This is a genomic window from Marinobacter sp. DUT-3 (genome assembly GCF_050379435.1).
Classification (GTDB): domain Bacteria; phylum Pseudomonadota; class Gammaproteobacteria; order Pseudomonadales; family Oleiphilaceae; genus Marinobacter.
This window is the reverse complement of sequence record NZ_JBNRMG010000022.1, coordinates 1-15,328: the sequence shown is the minus strand read 5'-3', so window position 1 is coordinate 15,328 and position 15,328 is coordinate 1. Positions and strand designations below refer to the sequence as shown.

Below are 15,328 nucleotides of genomic sequence, written 5' to 3'. Positions count from 1 at the left end.
ACGTCCTTCGGGGACACGCTCGAGCCATCCATGGCCGCTTAGCTTTGGCCATCCTTGGCCAAAGATAGTCCCCGAAGGACGTACCTCACCACCGCTTTGCAGAGTTGGTGAAGGCTGATCGAAAAATACTTAATACCTCCCTCCAAATTCCGGGAGGCCTAGAACACGCTTTACGGCGTATTGCTTAACCACATGCGCCCACAGTTTGAACTAGGGAGCGGGGATTTGCTTTCGCGGAATTTCGAAGGCCATGGATGGCCTGAGAGAAGCGCACATGGATGTGCTCGTAGCGGTTCCGCGAAAGCAAATCCCCGCTCCCGATACCACCAATTCAAGAGGCCAGGGAGAACCAAACTCCCAAAGCCAAACCGACAGGAGCACAATATGAGCACTCCGGCAGAAAAGCTGAGCAACGCAGAAGACTACAAAGTCCGCGATATCACCCTGGCCGACTGGGGCCGGAAAGAGATCAAAATCGCAGAAGGCGAAATGCCTGCCCTGATGAAGCTCCGCGAGAAGTATAAAGCCGAGCAGCCGCTGAAAGGCGCCAACATCATGGGCTGCATCCACATGACCATCCAGACCGCCGTGCTGATCGAAACACTGGTCGAGCTGGGCGCCAACGTACGCTGGTCATCGTGCAACATCTTCTCCACCCAGGACCAGGCCGCAGCCGCCATCGCCGCGCAGGGCATTCCCGTGTTCGCATGGAAAGGGGAAACCGACGAAGAATACGACTGGTGCCTCGAGCGTACCGTCGGCGCCGACGTAGACGGCTGGGAACCCAACATGATCCTGGACGACGGCGGCGATCTTACCGCCCTGCTCCATGAGAAGTACCCGGAAGTCCTGACCAACTGCCACGGCGTCACCGAAGAAACCACCACCGGCGTACACCGCCTGCAGGAAATGCTGCGCGAAGGCACTCTGAAAGTGCCGGCCATCAACGTCAACGACGCCGTCACCAAATCCAAGAACGACAACAAGTACGGTTGTCGCCACAGCCTGAACGACGCCATCAAGCGCGCCACCGACCACCTGCTGGCCGGCAAGAAAGCCCTGGTGATCGGCTACGGTGACGTGGGCAAAGGCTCCGCCGCTTCCCTGCGCCAGGAAGGCATGATCGTAAAAGTCACCGAAGCTGACCCGATCTGTGCCATGCAGGCCTGCATGGACGGTTTCGAAGTGGTGTCCCCGTACATCAACGGCGTCAACACCGGCACCGAGGCCGGCATCAATCGTGATCTGCTGCAGAACACCGACCTTCTGGTCACCACCACCGGCAACATGAACGTGTGCGACGCTCACATGCTCAAGGCCCTCAAGAGCGGCGCCGTGGTGTGCAACATCGGCCACTTCGACAACGAAATCGACACCGCCTACATGCGCAAGAACTGGGAGTGGGACGAGGTCAAACCGCAGGTGCACGTGGTGTATCGCGACAAGGCCGTCAACGACCACCTGATTCTGCTGTCCGAAGGCCGCCTGGTAAACCTGGGCAACGCCACCGGTCACCCGTCACGGATCATGGACGGCTCCTTTGCCAACCAGGTGCTGGCGCAGATGTACCTGTTTGAGCGTAAGTTCGCCGATCTGCCGGAAGACGCCCGCTCCAAAGGTGTATACGTTCAGGTACTGCCGAAGCAGCTGGACGAAGAAGTCGCCCGCGCGATGGTGGAAGGCTTTGATGGCGTCATCACCAAAATGACCCCGGAGCAGGCCAAATACATCGGTGTACCGGTCGAAGGCCCGTACAAGCCGGAAAGCTACAAGTACTGATCGGATATCAAGATGGAATCCCAGAAACAGTTCAAACGCCGTTTCAGCTTTGAATTTTTCCCGCCCAAGACCGACCAGGGCAAGGAAAAGCTGCAGAACGTGCGAAACCAGCTCGCCGGGGAGAACCCGGATTTCTTCTCGGTCACCTTTGGCGCCGGCGGTTCCACACGGGACCGCACCATTGAAACCGTGTTGAGCCTGCACAAGCAGGGCATTTCCACGGCTCCGCACCTGTCCTGCGTGGGTGGTACCCGCCAGGACATTGGCGAGCTGCTGGATTTGTACAAAGAGAACGGGATCAACCGGATTGTCGCCCTCCGGGGCGACATGCCTTCCGGTATGGGCGCCGCCGGTGAACTTCGTTACGCCAACGAGCTGGTGGAGTTCATCCGCGAGCACAGCGGCGACCACTTCCAGGTTGAAGTGGCGGCCTACCCGGAGTTTCACCCCCAGGCCCGCAGTGCCGAGGAAGACCTGAAGAATTTTGCCCGCAAAGTGGATGCCGGCGCCAACAGCGCCATCACCCAATACTTCTTCAATGCGGACAGCTACTTCTACTTCATCGACCGCCTGGAGAAGATGGGCATCACCATTCCGGTGGTGCCGGGCATCATGCCCATCGTCAATTTCTCCAACCTGGTGCGCTTCTCCGACATGTGCGGCGCGGAAATTCCCCGCTGGATCCGCAAGCAGCTCGAAGCCTACGGTGACGACAGTGATTCGATCCGCAAGTTCGGCGAGGAAGTGGTGACAGAGATGTGTGAGAAGCTGCTCAGGGCCGGTGCGCCCGGGTTGCATTTCTATACCCTGAACCTGGCCCAGCCCAGCATTCGCATCTGGGAGAACCTGGGGATTGGTGAGCGGGAGAAGATTGCTTTCTGATTGCCTTTCCAATGTCGGATTACGGCCCGTTGGGCCTAATCCGACCTACGGGTTCACCGGTAACCCGGCCTACGGAGTTCTTCCTTAACCGTAGGTTGGATTAGGTCCGCAGGACCGTAATCCACCAACCCTTCCTTCGCAGCACCTCCGCCCCAAGCATTTGATTTCCTGCATTTCTCCGTTTAATGGTCTAGAGTTAATTTGATGCAGTTCCATTAACGCTCCCCGACAGGCACTGTCACCAACCGTGCCTTTTGGCTTGCCTTACCGGGCAATCGGAGCTCCATAAGAAGACAAGGAGAAAGCATGAGCACGAAATGGCTGAAAACCCTCGGCGCCACACTCGCGATGACCGTGGCCGCGGGAACCGTGAGCGCTGAAACCCTGAGAGTCGTGACCGACCCCAGCTTCGTACCCTTCGAGATGATGGATCAGGAAACCGGGGAGATGATCGGTTTCGATATGGAGATCATCCGTGAGGTGGCCGACCGTGCCGGGTTCGAGATTGACCTCAACACCATGGATTTCAATGGCATCATTCCGGCTCTGCAGACGGGTAACGTGGATATCGCCATTGCCGGTATCACCATTACCGAAGAGCGTCAGGAAATCGTTGATTTCTCCGATCCATATTACGATTCCGGTTTGCGTATTCTGGTCCGCAAAGACAACGACTCCGTGGAAACCATGGACGACCTGAACGGCCAGAAAATCGGCACCAAGATCGGTAGCACCAGCTATGACTACCTGACCAAGACCCTGGATGAGAACGATGGGGTTACCCCTTACCCAGGCAGCTCCGATATGTACATGGCACTGATGTCCCGTGCTGTGGACGCGGTTTTCTATGACGCACCCAACGTTGGCTATTTCGCCAGTACCAAGGGCGAAGGCAAGGTTAAAACCGTTGGTCCGCTGTACGAAGGCCAGCAATATGGCATCGCCCTGAAGAAAGGCAGCGAATGGCTCGATGAAGTCAACGAAGCACTCGCCTCCATCAAGGAAGACGGCACCTACAAAACCATTTACGAGAAGTGGTTTGGCCCAATGCCGGAAGACATGTAACCGTCCGGCACCATAGCCGGGGCGCCAGGCGCCCCGGCAGGTAACTCCCCATACAACGGAGACAACCACTGTGGAATTCCAGTTTCAGTTTGACTGGCAAGCGGCCATAAACTCCATTCCTTTCCTGCTTAAAGGGATCCCCTACACTCTGCTGATATCGTTTGGCGGTCTCGCCATCGGCTTTGTGCTGGGCATTATTTTCGGCCTGCTGAGCATTAACAAGAAATGGTTCCTGCGCTGGCCGGCCACCGCTTACATCGAGATATTCCGCGGCACCCCCATCCTGGTCCAGGTGCTGTTTATCTTCTACGGTCTGCCCGACCTGGTTGGCAGCCCGATTGATCCTCTGGTTGCAGGCATCGCGGCCATTGCCCTCAACTCCGGTGCTTACATCTCGGAAGTCGTACGGGGCGGCGTCCAGTCAATCGACAAGGGCCAGACCGAAGCGGGTCTGTCACTGGGCCTCTCCCGGTCCCAGACTTTCTGGTCCATCATCTGGCCTCAGGCTTTCCGGCGCATGATTCCGCCGCTTGGCAACCAGGCGATTGTCAGTATCAAGGACACCTCCCTGTTCTCAGTCATCGGCGTCGGTGAACTGGTCCGCCAGGGTCAGGTTTATATTGCCAACACCTTTACAGCCTTTGAGGTCTACTTTGTGGTGGCCTGCCTCTACCTGATGATCACCCTCTCCCTCTCACTACTGCTACGACTCATTGAGCGTCGCGGGCTGGCTTCTGTCTGAAGGAAAGGTACCCATGACACACATTGTGCAAATGAAGAACATGAACAAGTACTTCGGTAAACTTCATGTTCTGAAGGACATCAACCTTACTGTGGAAGCCGGCGAGGTTGTCGTTATCATCGGCGCCAGCGGCTCCGGCAAATCCACCCTGATCCGCTGCGTAAATGGCCTTGAGGAGTTCGAGTCCGGAAAACTCGAAGTGGACGGACACCCGCTCGCACCGAAGAGCGGCAATCCGAAATCTTTGGCCGAAATCCGCAAGGAAGTGGGCATGGTGTTCCAGCAGTTCAACCTGTTCCCTCACCTGACGGTGAAAAGAAACATCATGCTGGCGCCAATCAAGGTGAAAAACGCCTCCCAGGTGATCGCCAACGCCACCGCCGAGCGCCTGCTCAATCGCGTGGGCATCGGCAGCCAGGCGGACAAGTACCCCAGCCACCTCTCCGGCGGCCAGCAACAGCGCGTGGCCATCGCCCGGGCACTGGCTATGGAACCACGGCTGATGCTGTTCGATGAGCCAACGTCAGCGCTCGACCCGGAAATGATCGGTGAGGTGCTGGACGTGATGCGGGAGCTGGCCAAAGAAGGCATGACCATGATGGTGGTAACCCACGAAATGGGCTTCGCCCGGGAAGTGGCGGATCGGGTTATCTACATCCACGAGGGCCAGATTGTCGAGGAAGGCAAGCCTGGCGATGTTTTCGACAACCCACAGAACGAGCGGACCCAGGCGTTCCTGTCCCGGGTGCTGGCGCATTAGTGCCGAGACTACAATAACTGGCGGAGGGCGTCGTATTCCTGCTCGATTTTAGCGCGGGAGTCTTCCGCCAGGAACCTGGCTACCTTTTTGCCCAGCAACGGCACATCACACCGCACGTTCAGACTGACGTGGTTGGTGCAACGTTCCGCCGATCCTTTCAGTTTCATGATGCCGTGAATCTTCGCGGGCACATGTTCAATGCGCACCCGGAATTCACAGTGCCACTCGGAATCGTCCTTGCGGAACCAGTGTTCTTCCTGGCGCACCTGGTTCCACTCACGATGGAAACTGGCGAGAATCCCCGGCACTTCGGCCGAGGTCATCATCTCGCGCTCCACCACCAGTTTCGCTGACAGCTCATCGCGCTTCAGTTCCACAACACGCACATTCCGGGAACCCAGCTTCCGGTTTTTCTCAATGATGCGGCTCTCGTCGAAGAAGGCGCCCAGCACATGCTCAAGGCCTGCCTCGTAAGGATGTTTCAGCTCCAGTTCCATAACGGCCTCCGTAAAGTATAAGGAGATTGTTACGGGGGGGCTGCCTGCAAACATTGGCCGTCAGGTCAGGCTGTGATGGCTGCATAGCCAGAGTGATTCAGATCACACTCTGGTGTCCCGTCTGGCTCAGTGGGTTGACGAATGAGCTGGACGGGACACTAGCAGGCCTCACCTCCGCCAAGTATCATGGTGAACCTTTTGATTCATCAACTACCGATCCCTTTACCGGGCCGATAGGAGACTCACAGATGCGCAACGCCGATCTCGTCGCACGGGACCTGAAATCCGTCTGGCATCCCTGCACCCAGATGAAAGACCACGAAACCCTGCCACTGATTCCGGTGAAACGGGGTGAAGGGGTCTGGCTGGAAGATTTCGAGAACAACCGCTACATCGATGCCGTCAGCTCCTGGTGGGTCAACCTGTTCGGCCACGCCAACCCGCGTATCAACGCCGCGATTCAGGAACAGATCGGGAAGCTGGAACATGTGATCCTGGCCGGCTTCAGCCATGAACCGGTAGTCAACCTGTCAGAGCGCCTGATCGAGGTCACCCCTCCGGGCCTCAATAAATGCTTTTATGCCGATAACGGTTCATCCGCCATCGAAGCGGCGCTGAAGATGAGCTACCACTACTGGAAGAACCAGGGCAAACCCGGCAAGAAGAACTTCGTCAACCTCGGCAACAGCTATCATGGCGAAACCCTGGGCGCCCTGGCGCTTGGCGATGTTGCGCTGTACAAGGACACCTATCAACCACTACTGATGGAAGTCCTTACGGCACCCTCCCCGGACGCCTGGAACAAGGAAGCCGGTGAAACCGACGAGGAATACGCCCTGCGCCAGTTCGAGGCCATGGAAAAACTGCTGGCCGAGAAGCACGAGGAAATCTGTGCCGTGGTGGTAGAGCCGCTCATTCAGTGCGCCGGCGGCATGCGCATGCACCATCCGATTTACCACACCAAGTTGCGGGAAGCCTGCACTCGCTACGGCGTACACCTGATTGCCGACGAGATTGCCGTTGGCTTCGGCCGCACCGGCACAATGTTCGCCTGTGAACAGGCAGATATCACTCCGGATTTCATGTGCCTGTCGAAAGGACTGACGGCGGGCTACCTGCCGCTATCCGTGGTGCTGACCACCGATGACGTCTACCAGGCTTTCTACGACGACTACGAGACACTGCGCGCGTTTCTCCATTCCCACAGCTACACCGGCAACCCCATCGGCTGTGCCGTCGCCCTGGCCACCCTGGACATCTTCCGGGATGACAACGTCATCGAGAACAACAAGCGCCTGTCCGCCTGCATGGCGGACTCGGTAGCCCACCTGGCAGATCACCCGAACGTCGGCGGCATCCGCCAGCACGGCATGACACTGGCCGTGGAAATGGTCAAGAACAAGGCCGACAAAACCCCGTTCCCATGGCAGGAAAGGCGCGGCATCAAGGTCTACCAGCACGCCCTCACCCGCCAGGCGCTGCTTCGTCCGCTGGGTAACGTGGTGTATTTCATGCCGCCGTACATCATCACCGAGGAGCAGATCCGCCACCTCGGCCAGGTGGCGACCGAAGGCATTGAGATCGCCGTCAGGGACTGAGCATGCGCGTTCCGAGAATCTACACCCGCTCGCCACTGAGCGAGGGCGGCACAACCGAGTTGGACGAAAATGCGGCCCAGCACGTAGGCCGGGTACTGCGCATGCAGCCCGGCCAGGAACTGCTGCTGTTCAACGGTGACGGTAACGACTTCCCTGCCACCATCACCAGCGCCAGCAAGAAGCAGGTCGAAGTCCAGGTGGGAGCCCCGGCTGCCAACGCCACCGAATCCTCCCTGGACATCGTCCTCGGTCAGACCCTCTCCAAAGGCGACCGCATGGACTACGCTGTGCAGAAAGCTGTGGAAATGGGCGTGACCCGCATCGTTCCGCTCACTACAGAACGTTGCGATGTAAAGCTCAAAGGTGACCGCGAGGAAAAACGCCTGCGCCACTGGCAGTCCGTCGCCATCAGCGCCGCCGAACAATGCGGCCGCGCCCGCGTGCCGGAGATACTCCCGGTCATGACTCTGGCGCAATGGTTTGAACACACTGAGGATTGTGACCTGAGACTGGTCCTGCACCACCGCACGGAACAGTCCCTGGACACCATGAACAAACCAGCCCGCGTCGCCCTGATGATCGGCCCGGAAGGGGGGCTGAGCCCCGAGGAAATAACCGCAGCTGAAAACAGCGGCTTCCTGCCGGTGGCTCTCGGGCCACGGGTACTCAGGACAGAAACCGCCCCTATTGCGGCCATGGCACTGTGCCAATGGCTTTGGGGCGATATCGGCAACTGACTGTACCGACTGTACCGCCGCCCCTGGCTGGCGTATCAGTCATTGACAGGGCGCGTGCTGGCAAACATTATCCCTGACAAGCTAAATCGCGGTTGAGAACAACACCGTATTTGGGGCTGTGTTACGGGGAAGGTTCTCCAAAAACTGTGCGGAGCCATGGATGGCGGAGCCCAAGCGCCACATGGATGTGCCGCAAGGAGCGTGTTTTTGGAGAACCTTCCCCGTAACGCAGCAAACTCCAGAGCATAAAAAACGAACAAACGCGAGTACCGGATGACAAGTCTGTTTACCAATCCCGAATTCTGGCAATACCTAAGCATCCCGGTCATTGCCGCACTGATCGGCTGGACCACCAACTGGCTTGCCATCAAGATGACCTTTTATCCCCTGGAGTTCATCGGCAAACCCCCATTGCTCGGCTGGCAGGGCATCATCCCCTCCAAGGCCCGGAAAATGGCCGCCATCAGCGTGGATGCAACCATCTCCAAAATCGGCACCGTCGACGAAATCTTCCAACAGATCGACCCAAAGGTACTGGCCGCGCATATCGTGCATTCCGCGGACCCCCGTATTGAAGAATACGTCGACGAAATGATGCTGCGGGAATACCCCACATTCTGGGAAAACCTGCCCTCGTCTGCCCGCAACATGGTCTATGACCGGGTACGCAAAGCCACCCCCCAACTGGTGGACAACCTGGTGGACGACATCTCCACCAACATCGAAGACCTGCTGGATATAAAAGGCATGGTCATCGAGCGTCTTGCCAAAGACAAACAGCTGCTGAATCGGATTTTCCTGGAATGCGGCGAAGTAGAATTCCGCTTTATCGTCAATTCAGGCCTCTACTTCGGTTTCCTGTTTGGTCTGGTGCAAATGGCGGTATGGTACTTCTATCAGAGCTGGTGGGTGCTACCGTTCTTCGGCTTATTGGTCGGTTACGCTACCAACTGGATCGCGCTGAACGTGATTTTCCGCCCCTTACACGAAAAGAAAGTCGGACCAATACGATTCCAGGGGCTGTTCCTCAAACGCCAGCAGGAAGTGGCGGAGTCCTTCTGCCACATCGTGACCCACGAGATCCTGACGGTCGGCAACATCATCAACGCCATCATTGAAGGCCCCAAAGGCGATCGTGCCCGCAACATGGTGAAAAAACACATCAAACCGCTGGTGGATGAAACCGCTGGCATGGGCAAGGCGCTGACCCAGATGGCGTTTGGCCCCACCGGGTTTGCCACCCTGAAGAACAAAGTGGGACTGAAAGCCATCGAAATTTCCCAGTCCTCTTTCAACAACCCGATGTTCGAACAAGACCGTGCCCGGGCGGTGGAATCCATCATGGTAGAGCGGATGATTGCGCTGTCATCGGAAGAATTCCAGGACCTGCTCCGACCCTGTTTCCAGGAAGACGAAATCAAACTCATCCTGGTGGGCGCATTCCTTGGCATGATAGCCGGTGTCGGCCAACTGGTCTTTGTATTCGGTGGCGCCCTGGGCTGACCGGGGCGTTTTCCTGTGCATAAAACACTGAGGCCTCTATACTGGCAGGTAGCGGGTGCGTAACCTTTGACGACCTATTTACCTGGAGGCACTGGATGCCAGGCTTTATATCCTGGATATCAGGCTTATTCTCTGCTGCCGGACCAAAGCCTCAGGGTGCCGAACCACGATTGTTCAACCCGGTCACAGACGATGCGCCAACTACAGAACAAGACGCTCAACTGATCCAGAACCTGGAGAACCACCTGTTCTGCTGGCTGCTTGACTCACCGCCTTCTGCACTCAAGGCGGGCGTGCCTTCCCTCGATGCCATCCTGAGCCAGCTTGAGACCCGCCTCCACGACCAGACTCTGGAAGAACTGCCCCGCCAGCCGCTGACCCTCCCCAAGCTGATGCGGGCCCTGTCTGACGAATCCTCCGATCGCCACCGTCTGACCGATATCATTCTCAGCGACCCGGCCCTGACCGACCAATTGCTTCAGATCGCCAACAGCCCCTACTTCCGGCCCGGAGATCAGCCCATCGAGTCGGTAGACCAGGCGGTATTTGTGCTTGGTATTGATGGTATCCGGAATGTCATCTCGGCCGCAGTGATGCGGCCGATGATGGTCGCCCGTAACAGCCGCGAGGCCCTGTTTGCCCAGCGGGTCTGGCGATGGGGGCTGGCGTGCGCGCGCTCGGCGGAACTGATAGCAAGAATTCAGGGCCAGGATACCAGCGCACATTTCATCGTTGGCCTCTTGCCGGCACTGTCCTACATCACCCTGCGGCGGGAGATCCACCGTATCTGCCGGATCAGCCGGTACGGAATCGAGCCAGAACCGGCTCTCATAAGGCACGCACTGGCACGCTATCAGTGGACAACGTCCCAGCTAGTCGCCAATGAATGGAACCTTCCGCCCAAATACCACGCATACCTGCTGGCGGCGGAACGTCCTGCCCCCGGGCAGGTCCATACCCCTTTGAATGACGGCATGATCATCGGCACCCGTGAAGCGCTTCGCCACGCCCACCAGCGCAATATGGCGGAAGAAAAGCTACTCAGCCTGGTTCGCCTGGACGAGGAACAGTTTGTCCGGGTCCGCAAGGCTCTGATCCAGATGCTCGACGGGGGCAATCAGCCCCATAGCTGACAGCGCCCCCACAAGAGACTCAGGGATTACCACCAGGGGACTCATTATCCAGCAGTTCGGCAAAGGTTTCTGACTCATCCGCCGCTGAACGGTTCCGCAACCATGCCGGCAACACCGCCGGCAGACGATCCACCACCCGGTCCTCATCGTGACGGACAGCGTCCAGAACATTGCCAACGGTGATCAGGTTCAGTGCCCGCCCGGGGGTCAACTTATCGCCCTGACTGCCCGCCAGAGTCAGGAATCCCGCACGGATCAGTTTGTCGCTCACGCCCCGGGTCACCTCCCCGGGCACCCGCAGCTGGTGCTCCAGCCACTCCTGCTGAGGCGCCGGCTTACCTTCACTGAACGGTTTGGCGACCATCCACATCAACGCCAGGGCCACTTTTTCCTGCAGCTCGGGAGACAGCTGCACCTGATGGCGCTTCGCCACCGAACCGGGATTCTGCAGGTAGAACGATAAACTGGCGCCAAGTAGCAGAATCATCCAGTTGAGATAAATCCAGATCAGCAGAATGATACCGATGGCGAAACTGGAATAGATCGCCTCGTACTTGGCGGAACCTGCCACAAAGGAAGCGAACAGCATCCCCGCAGCCTGCCAGGATACCCCTGCCACCAGGCCACCGATAAAGGCATAGCGCAGTTTGACCCGGGTGTTGGGGATAAACACATAAACGAAGGTGAATGCTCCCACCACCAGGAAGAACGGAGTAAAACGGGTGATGGCAATGATTAGCGAACCAAACGGTTCAATCTCGACCAACGTCTGTACGAATTCTGAAGAAAAAATGGTGGCGGTCGCGCCGATGGCGGACACCATCAGCAGGGGACCGACCATGATCACACTCAGGTAATTGCTGAACCGTTGCGCCATGGAGCGCATGTCCGGCACACGCCAGATCATGTTGAAGGAACGCTCGATTTTCTGGACCAGCGAAATCACCGTATACACCAGCAACGCCAGCCCCACGGACCCCAGCACCCCGACCTTCATGTTGTCGACAAAGCTCAGGATCTGCTCAGCAATGTCCAGCCCCTGAGGCCCCATGGGCTCAAAGAACTGGAACAGAAAGGGCTCCATTTTCTGGTGGACACCCATGGCCTTGAGCACCGAGAAGCTCAGGGCCAGCAGTGGCACGATACTGAGCAGCGTGGTGTACACCAGGCTCATGGAGTGCAGCGTCAGGTTGCCACTGACCACATCCCGGATCAGCGCGTACAGACTACGCCCGGTTTTGTAGAGCCAGGTCCACGGCCAGTGCTGGGGTGGGTTGGGATTGGCGAGAATCCACTTTTCCGCGGCATTCAGCCGCTCTTTCAGTTGAAAAGAAGCCACACAACATCCTGCTTGCCAGTGTTTTGTACAGATTATCAGTCAGATACCAAATCACAACAAAGTATGGCCGATTGCGTGGCTTTTACTAGCGGTTTCGTGTCAGGAGCGGAAGCTCACTCAGTTTGTCACATAGTGCCGGCGCGTCCAGCCCCGCATTTCATCCAGCCGCCTTAGCCGGTCGGCGGCTCCATTCAACGTGGACGTTATTGGGTATTCGCCTTCCAGCATGCCGTCAAAGCGGATGGTCATCAGGTCCCAGAAGCGTTTCATTTCAGGGATGTTGGGCATGATTTCGCCTCGGCTGGCGGACCGGAATGTGTGATCGATGAACGGATCCTCACTGAGGGTTTCCACCACATCCAGATGAGCCACGGCGCCCAGCGGCTTGTCGTCATTCACCGCGTGCAGGCCGTCTTCGGTCAGCAGGTAGTCCTCAAGGAACTGCCTGGCCAGCTGGTGATTGGTGGAGACGGCACTGATACCTGCCGCCAGCACACCCACGAACGGCTTGCCGGGGTCACCTGTCGTGGTGGGTACATCGGCAATGCCCACATTGATGCCGGCATCCCGTATCTCACTCCAGGCCCAGGGGCCATTGATGATCATCGCCGTCTCGCCGGCTTTGAAGCCATCCATCATGGAGCCATAATCCGCGTCTTTGGCCAGCACACCGGAATCCAGCAGATCCTTGATGCCCGCCACCGCGCGGATAGCGCCATCGGTGGCCACACCCACATCGGAAAGGTCATAAACCTGGCTCTCCAGACCAAAGCTGTACCCGCCCGAACCGGCAAAAACCGGCCAGGAAAAGTACACGTTTTTGTAATCCCAGGAGATGGCCTCAATGCCCTGGTCGCTCAGCCGATGGTGCTCGGCTTTTACCTCTTCCAGGGTGGCAGGCGGGTTTGCCACGAGGTCCCTGTTATAGAGCAGGCTGACCACCTCCAGGGCAATCGGATAGCCATACACCCGCTCCCCCACGGAAACCGCCTGCCAGGCGAAGGGGGCGATGGTTTCACGAACCTGCGCCGAAGGTTCGATGGGCCGCAGGTGCCCCTCGTTGATCCAGCTACCGAAGCGATCGTGGGGCCAGATCACAATGTCCGGCGCCTTTGAGGAGTAGCCGTAGTGATCGTACTCGGACGTGAGATCATCCGGGGTTTCCACGGTGACCGGGATGCCGGTTTCCGCCTCGAAGCGCCGGCCTACTTCGGCGAGGCCCCGGTGCCCCTTGTCGGAGTTGATCCAGATAAGCAGCTCGTCGCGCTCAAAGGCAAGAACTGGCACGGAAAAGAAAACGGAAGAAAGCGCAAGCGCCAGGATGGGTCTGATCATAATATCGCCCTGTTGTTATTGTTGGAGCGTTAGTGAAATACATGCCCTCATTTGGGGCATTTCACGGGCAGTTTAAGCAACAGGGAACGGCAGCCGCGTCATACGGCTGTCATTTTTTCGGGGGTGAGTAAGGGGAAGTACCCGATAAATCAGACAGAAGACAGATTGCGGGCCGTAATCTCAACGATCCTCTGCCTGGCCTCCCGGCTTGCCCAGGCGGAATGCGGCGTCACAATCAGGTTGGGAATGTCATCCGCCAGCAGCGGATTGCCATCGCGGGGCGGTTCCTCTGTCAGCACATCAAAGCCTGCACCGGCGATGGTTTCGGCTCTTAGTGCGTCCGCCAGCGCCTGTTCATCCACCAGCCCGCCGCGGGAGGTGTTAATCAGCAGCGCGTCACGCTTCATCTTCTTCAGTTCGTCGGCACCGATCAGGTTACGGGTTTCATCGGTCAGCAGACAATGCAGCGACAGCACATCCACCTGCGGCAGCAACTCATCCAGCGGTACCCGGGGGTATCCGTCTACCTCGCCCCGCGCCTGCCCGGGGCGTGCCCCCAGCAGAATCTTCATACCAAAAGCCCTGGCCCGCTCCGCGACACCCTGCCCCAGATCTCCGTAACCAACAATCCCCAGGGTGCGACCCTCCAGCTCCATAATCGGATGATCCATCAGGCAGAACATCGAACTTTGCCCCCAACGCCCAGCCCGCACATCGCGGTCGTAGTCCAGCATTCGCGTCGCCAGTGCCAGCATCAGCGCCATGGTGTGCTGCGCCACGGTGGAACGGCCGTAGTTGGTGACATTCATCACCCGGATACCGTGTTCTCTGGCTGCGGTCTGGTCAATATTATTGAGTCCGGTCGCTACCACGGCTATGGTTTCAAGTTCCGGGCAGGCCTCAAAATGTTCACGCGTGAGGAAGACCTTGTTGACGACAACGGTATCAAAGCCCTGAATCCGTTCAAGCACCTGCTCAGGCGCCGTCCGTTCATGCTTTACCAGGCCGCCGGCAACGGTTTCGATGGGCGTCAGGTCAACGTCGTTTCCGAGCGTATCAGCATCGAGGAAAACCGCTTTCATTCGTTTCTCCTTAACCAAGAAAGCCACAGATTAGGATAGACTGAGAAAAACCTCCAATTGTAAGGATGGGTAGACGATGGAACACGAATTCTGGCACGAGCGCTGGGCAAAGAAGGAAATCGGCTTCCACGAGGGGACGATCAATAACTATCTTCACGACCACTGGCCGGAACTGGCGGGCGAAGGCACACAAGCGGTGTTCGTCCCGCTGTGCGGCAAGGCGCACGATATGTGGTGGCTGCACGATCGCGGCCATCCGATCATTGGCGTGGAGCTGAGCGATATTGCCTGTAAGGATTTCTTTGAGGAAGCCGGCGAGAAGGCCCTGGTTCGACCGGGCGAGCCGTTTACCCGTTTCAAGAACGATGATCTGGAACTCTGGTGCGGCGATTTTTTCCAGTTGGTGCCCGATGACCTGAAACACATCCGCCTGGTCTACGACCGCGCCGCCCTGATCGCCATGCCCCCGAAAATGCGCAAGGAGTATGTGGAGCACCTGACGGCGGTTATCCCCGACGGTACCCGCATCCTGCTGATCACGCTGGACTACGATACCGAGATCAAGGGGCCGCCGTTCAACGTCAGCGATGAGGAAGTCCGGGAGCTCTATTCCGACGACTACGACATCGAACATATCCTGACCAACACTCTGGCCAAGGACCATCCGTTTACCAAGCGCAAGGGGCTGGCCGGGGCTACTGAGAGTGTGTTTCGGCTCGTTAAAAAGTAGCCTGCTAATGGTGGGGGATCGGCGGCTACAGGGGGTACCCTTTTTGAAAATGGCCGCTTGAACTCGCTTCGCTCAGACAGGCGGTCATTTTAAAAAAGGGTACCCCCCATATCCGCCTCGTCTGACCTGTTACGTATACTCGCCAT

General features: G+C 57.9%; 14 protein-coding genes. 10 read left to right on the top strand and 4 right to left on the bottom strand.

From position 1 onward, the window contains the following. Positions 1-384 precede the first annotated feature (384 nt). The 5 genes from ahcY to ACQUWM_RS19025 all read left to right on the top strand — a co-directional run bounded on the left by ahcY (position 385) and on the right by ACQUWM_RS19025 (position 5,228). The gene (gene ahcY / locus ACQUWM_RS19045; RefSeq protein ID WP_407002486.1) at positions 385-1,779 is read left to right on the top strand and encodes an adenosylhomocysteinase; all 1,395 of its coding nucleotides are present in this window, start codon (positions 385-387) and stop codon (positions 1,777-1,779) included. 12 nt (positions 1,780-1,791) lie between these two features. Next, entirely contained in the window at positions 1,792-2,661 is an 870-nt protein-coding gene (gene metF, locus ACQUWM_RS19040) for a methylenetetrahydrofolate reductase [NAD(P)H] (RefSeq protein ID WP_407002487.1), read from the top strand. Positions 2,662-2,967: 306 nt separating this feature from the next. Next, a complete protein-coding gene (locus tag ACQUWM_RS19035) occupies positions 2,968-3,726 on the top strand; it encodes a transporter substrate-binding domain-containing protein (RefSeq protein WP_407002488.1) in 759 nt (252 codons plus the stop codon). Positions 3,727-3,796: 70 nt separating this feature from the next. Further along, a complete protein-coding gene (locus ACQUWM_RS19030) occupies positions 3,797-4,468 on the top strand; it encodes an amino acid ABC transporter permease (RefSeq protein ID WP_407002489.1) in 672 nt (223 codons plus the stop codon). A 13-nt stretch (positions 4,469-4,481) separates the two neighbouring features. Continuing rightward, entirely contained in the window at positions 4,482-5,228 is a 747-nt protein-coding gene (locus ACQUWM_RS19025; RefSeq protein ID WP_407002490.1) for an amino acid ABC transporter ATP-binding protein, read from the top strand. A gap of 8 nt (positions 5,229-5,236) precedes the next feature. Here the strand turns inward: ACQUWM_RS19025 and ACQUWM_RS19020 are convergent, their stop codons facing one another. Then, the gene (locus ACQUWM_RS19020; RefSeq protein ID WP_428923137.1) at positions 5,237-5,725 is read right to left on the bottom strand and encodes a DUF2505 domain-containing protein; all 489 of its coding nucleotides are present in this window, start codon (positions 5,723-5,725) and stop codon (positions 5,237-5,239) included. A 248-nt stretch (positions 5,726-5,973) separates the two neighbouring features. Between ACQUWM_RS19020 and ACQUWM_RS19015 the strand changes: the two genes are divergently transcribed. The 4 genes from ACQUWM_RS19015 (at position 5,974) to ACQUWM_RS19000 (ending at position 10,696) form a co-directional block, all read left to right on the top strand. Next, positions 5,974-7,323: an adenosylmethionine--8-amino-7-oxononanoate transaminase gene (locus tag ACQUWM_RS19015; RefSeq protein WP_407002492.1), complete on the top strand. Its 1,350-nt coding sequence runs from the start codon at positions 5,974-5,976 to the stop codon at positions 7,321-7,323. A gap of 2 nt (positions 7,324-7,325) precedes the next feature. Further along, positions 7,326-8,060 carry a 16S rRNA (uracil(1498)-N(3))-methyltransferase gene (locus tag ACQUWM_RS19010; protein WP_428923136.1) on the top strand — a complete coding sequence of 245 codons (735 nt, stop codon included), beginning with the start codon at positions 7,326-7,328 and terminating at the stop codon, positions 8,058-8,060. Between the two features lie 273 nt (positions 8,061-8,333). Beyond that, positions 8,334-9,563, top strand: coding sequence for a DUF445 domain-containing protein (locus tag ACQUWM_RS19005; protein WP_428923135.1), 1,230 nt, complete (start codon positions 8,334-8,336; stop codon positions 9,561-9,563). Between the two features lie 95 nt (positions 9,564-9,658). Continuing rightward, the gene (locus tag ACQUWM_RS19000) at positions 9,659-10,696 is read left to right on the top strand and encodes an HDOD domain-containing protein (protein WP_428923134.1); all 1,038 of its coding nucleotides are present in this window, start codon (positions 9,659-9,661) and stop codon (positions 10,694-10,696) included. Between the two features lie 19 nt (positions 10,697-10,715). Here ACQUWM_RS19000 and ACQUWM_RS18995 read toward each other — a convergent pair whose 3' ends face one another. The 3 genes from ACQUWM_RS18995 to ACQUWM_RS18985 form a co-directional block, all read right to left on the bottom strand. Next, on the bottom strand, positions 10,716-12,035 hold the full coding sequence (locus ACQUWM_RS18995; RefSeq protein ID WP_407002495.1) for a YihY/virulence factor BrkB family protein: 1,320 nt from the start codon (positions 12,033-12,035) through the stop codon (positions 10,716-10,718). A gap of 117 nt (positions 12,036-12,152) precedes the next feature. Further along, a complete protein-coding gene (malE, locus tag ACQUWM_RS18990; protein WP_428923133.1) occupies positions 12,153-13,370 on the bottom strand; it encodes a maltose/maltodextrin ABC transporter substrate-binding protein MalE in 1,218 nt (405 codons plus the stop codon). 149 nt (positions 13,371-13,519) lie between these two features. Beyond that, positions 13,520-14,452 (bottom strand): D-2-hydroxyacid dehydrogenase, encoded by a 933-nt coding sequence (locus ACQUWM_RS18985; protein ID WP_428923132.1) that lies wholly within the window; start codon positions 14,450-14,452, stop codon positions 13,520-13,522. Between the two features lie 76 nt (positions 14,453-14,528). On the opposite strand from ACQUWM_RS18985, the gene tmpT reads away from it, so the two are divergent. Further along, positions 14,529-15,182, top strand: coding sequence for a thiopurine S-methyltransferase (gene tmpT / locus ACQUWM_RS18980; protein WP_428923131.1), 654 nt, complete (start codon positions 14,529-14,531; stop codon positions 15,180-15,182). Positions 15,183-15,328 lie beyond the last annotated feature (146 nt).

What these genes read in the sequence shown, in the direction of transcription:
- ahcY (WP_407002486.1), top strand. Translation starts at nt 385, where the DNA reads ATGAGCACTCCGGCAGAAAAGCTGAGCAACGCAGAAGACTACAAAGTC.
- metF (WP_407002487.1), top strand. Translation starts at nt 1,792, where the DNA reads ATGGAATCCCAGAAACAGTTCAAACGCCGTTTCAGCTTTGAATTTTTC.
- ACQUWM_RS19035 (WP_407002488.1), top strand. Translation starts at nt 2,968, where the DNA reads ATGAGCACGAAATGGCTGAAAACCCTCGGCGCCACACTCGCGATGACC.
- ACQUWM_RS19025 (WP_407002490.1), top strand. Translation starts at nt 4,482, where the DNA reads ATGACACACATTGTGCAAATGAAGAACATGAACAAGTACTTCGGTAAA.
- ACQUWM_RS19020 (WP_428923137.1), bottom strand. Translation starts at nt 5,725, where the DNA reads ATGGAACTGGAGCTGAAACATCCTTACGAGGCAGGCCTTGAGCATGTG.
- ACQUWM_RS19015 (WP_407002492.1), top strand. Translation starts at nt 5,974, where the DNA reads ATGCGCAACGCCGATCTCGTCGCACGGGACCTGAAATCCGTCTGGCAT.
- ACQUWM_RS19010 (WP_428923136.1), top strand. Translation starts at nt 7,326, where the DNA reads ATGCGCGTTCCGAGAATCTACACCCGCTCGCCACTGAGCGAGGGCGGC.
- ACQUWM_RS19005 (WP_428923135.1), top strand. Translation starts at nt 8,334, where the DNA reads ATGACAAGTCTGTTTACCAATCCCGAATTCTGGCAATACCTAAGCATC.
- ACQUWM_RS19000 (WP_428923134.1), top strand. Translation starts at nt 9,659, where the DNA reads ATGCCAGGCTTTATATCCTGGATATCAGGCTTATTCTCTGCTGCCGGA.
- malE (WP_428923133.1), bottom strand. Translation starts at nt 13,370, where the DNA reads ATGATCAGACCCATCCTGGCGCTTGCGCTTTCTTCCGTTTTCTTTTCC.
- ACQUWM_RS18985 (WP_428923132.1), bottom strand. Translation starts at nt 14,452, where the DNA reads ATGAAAGCGGTTTTCCTCGATGCTGATACGCTCGGAAACGACGTTGAC.
- tmpT (WP_428923131.1), top strand. Translation starts at nt 14,529, where the DNA reads ATGGAACACGAATTCTGGCACGAGCGCTGGGCAAAGAAGGAAATCGGC.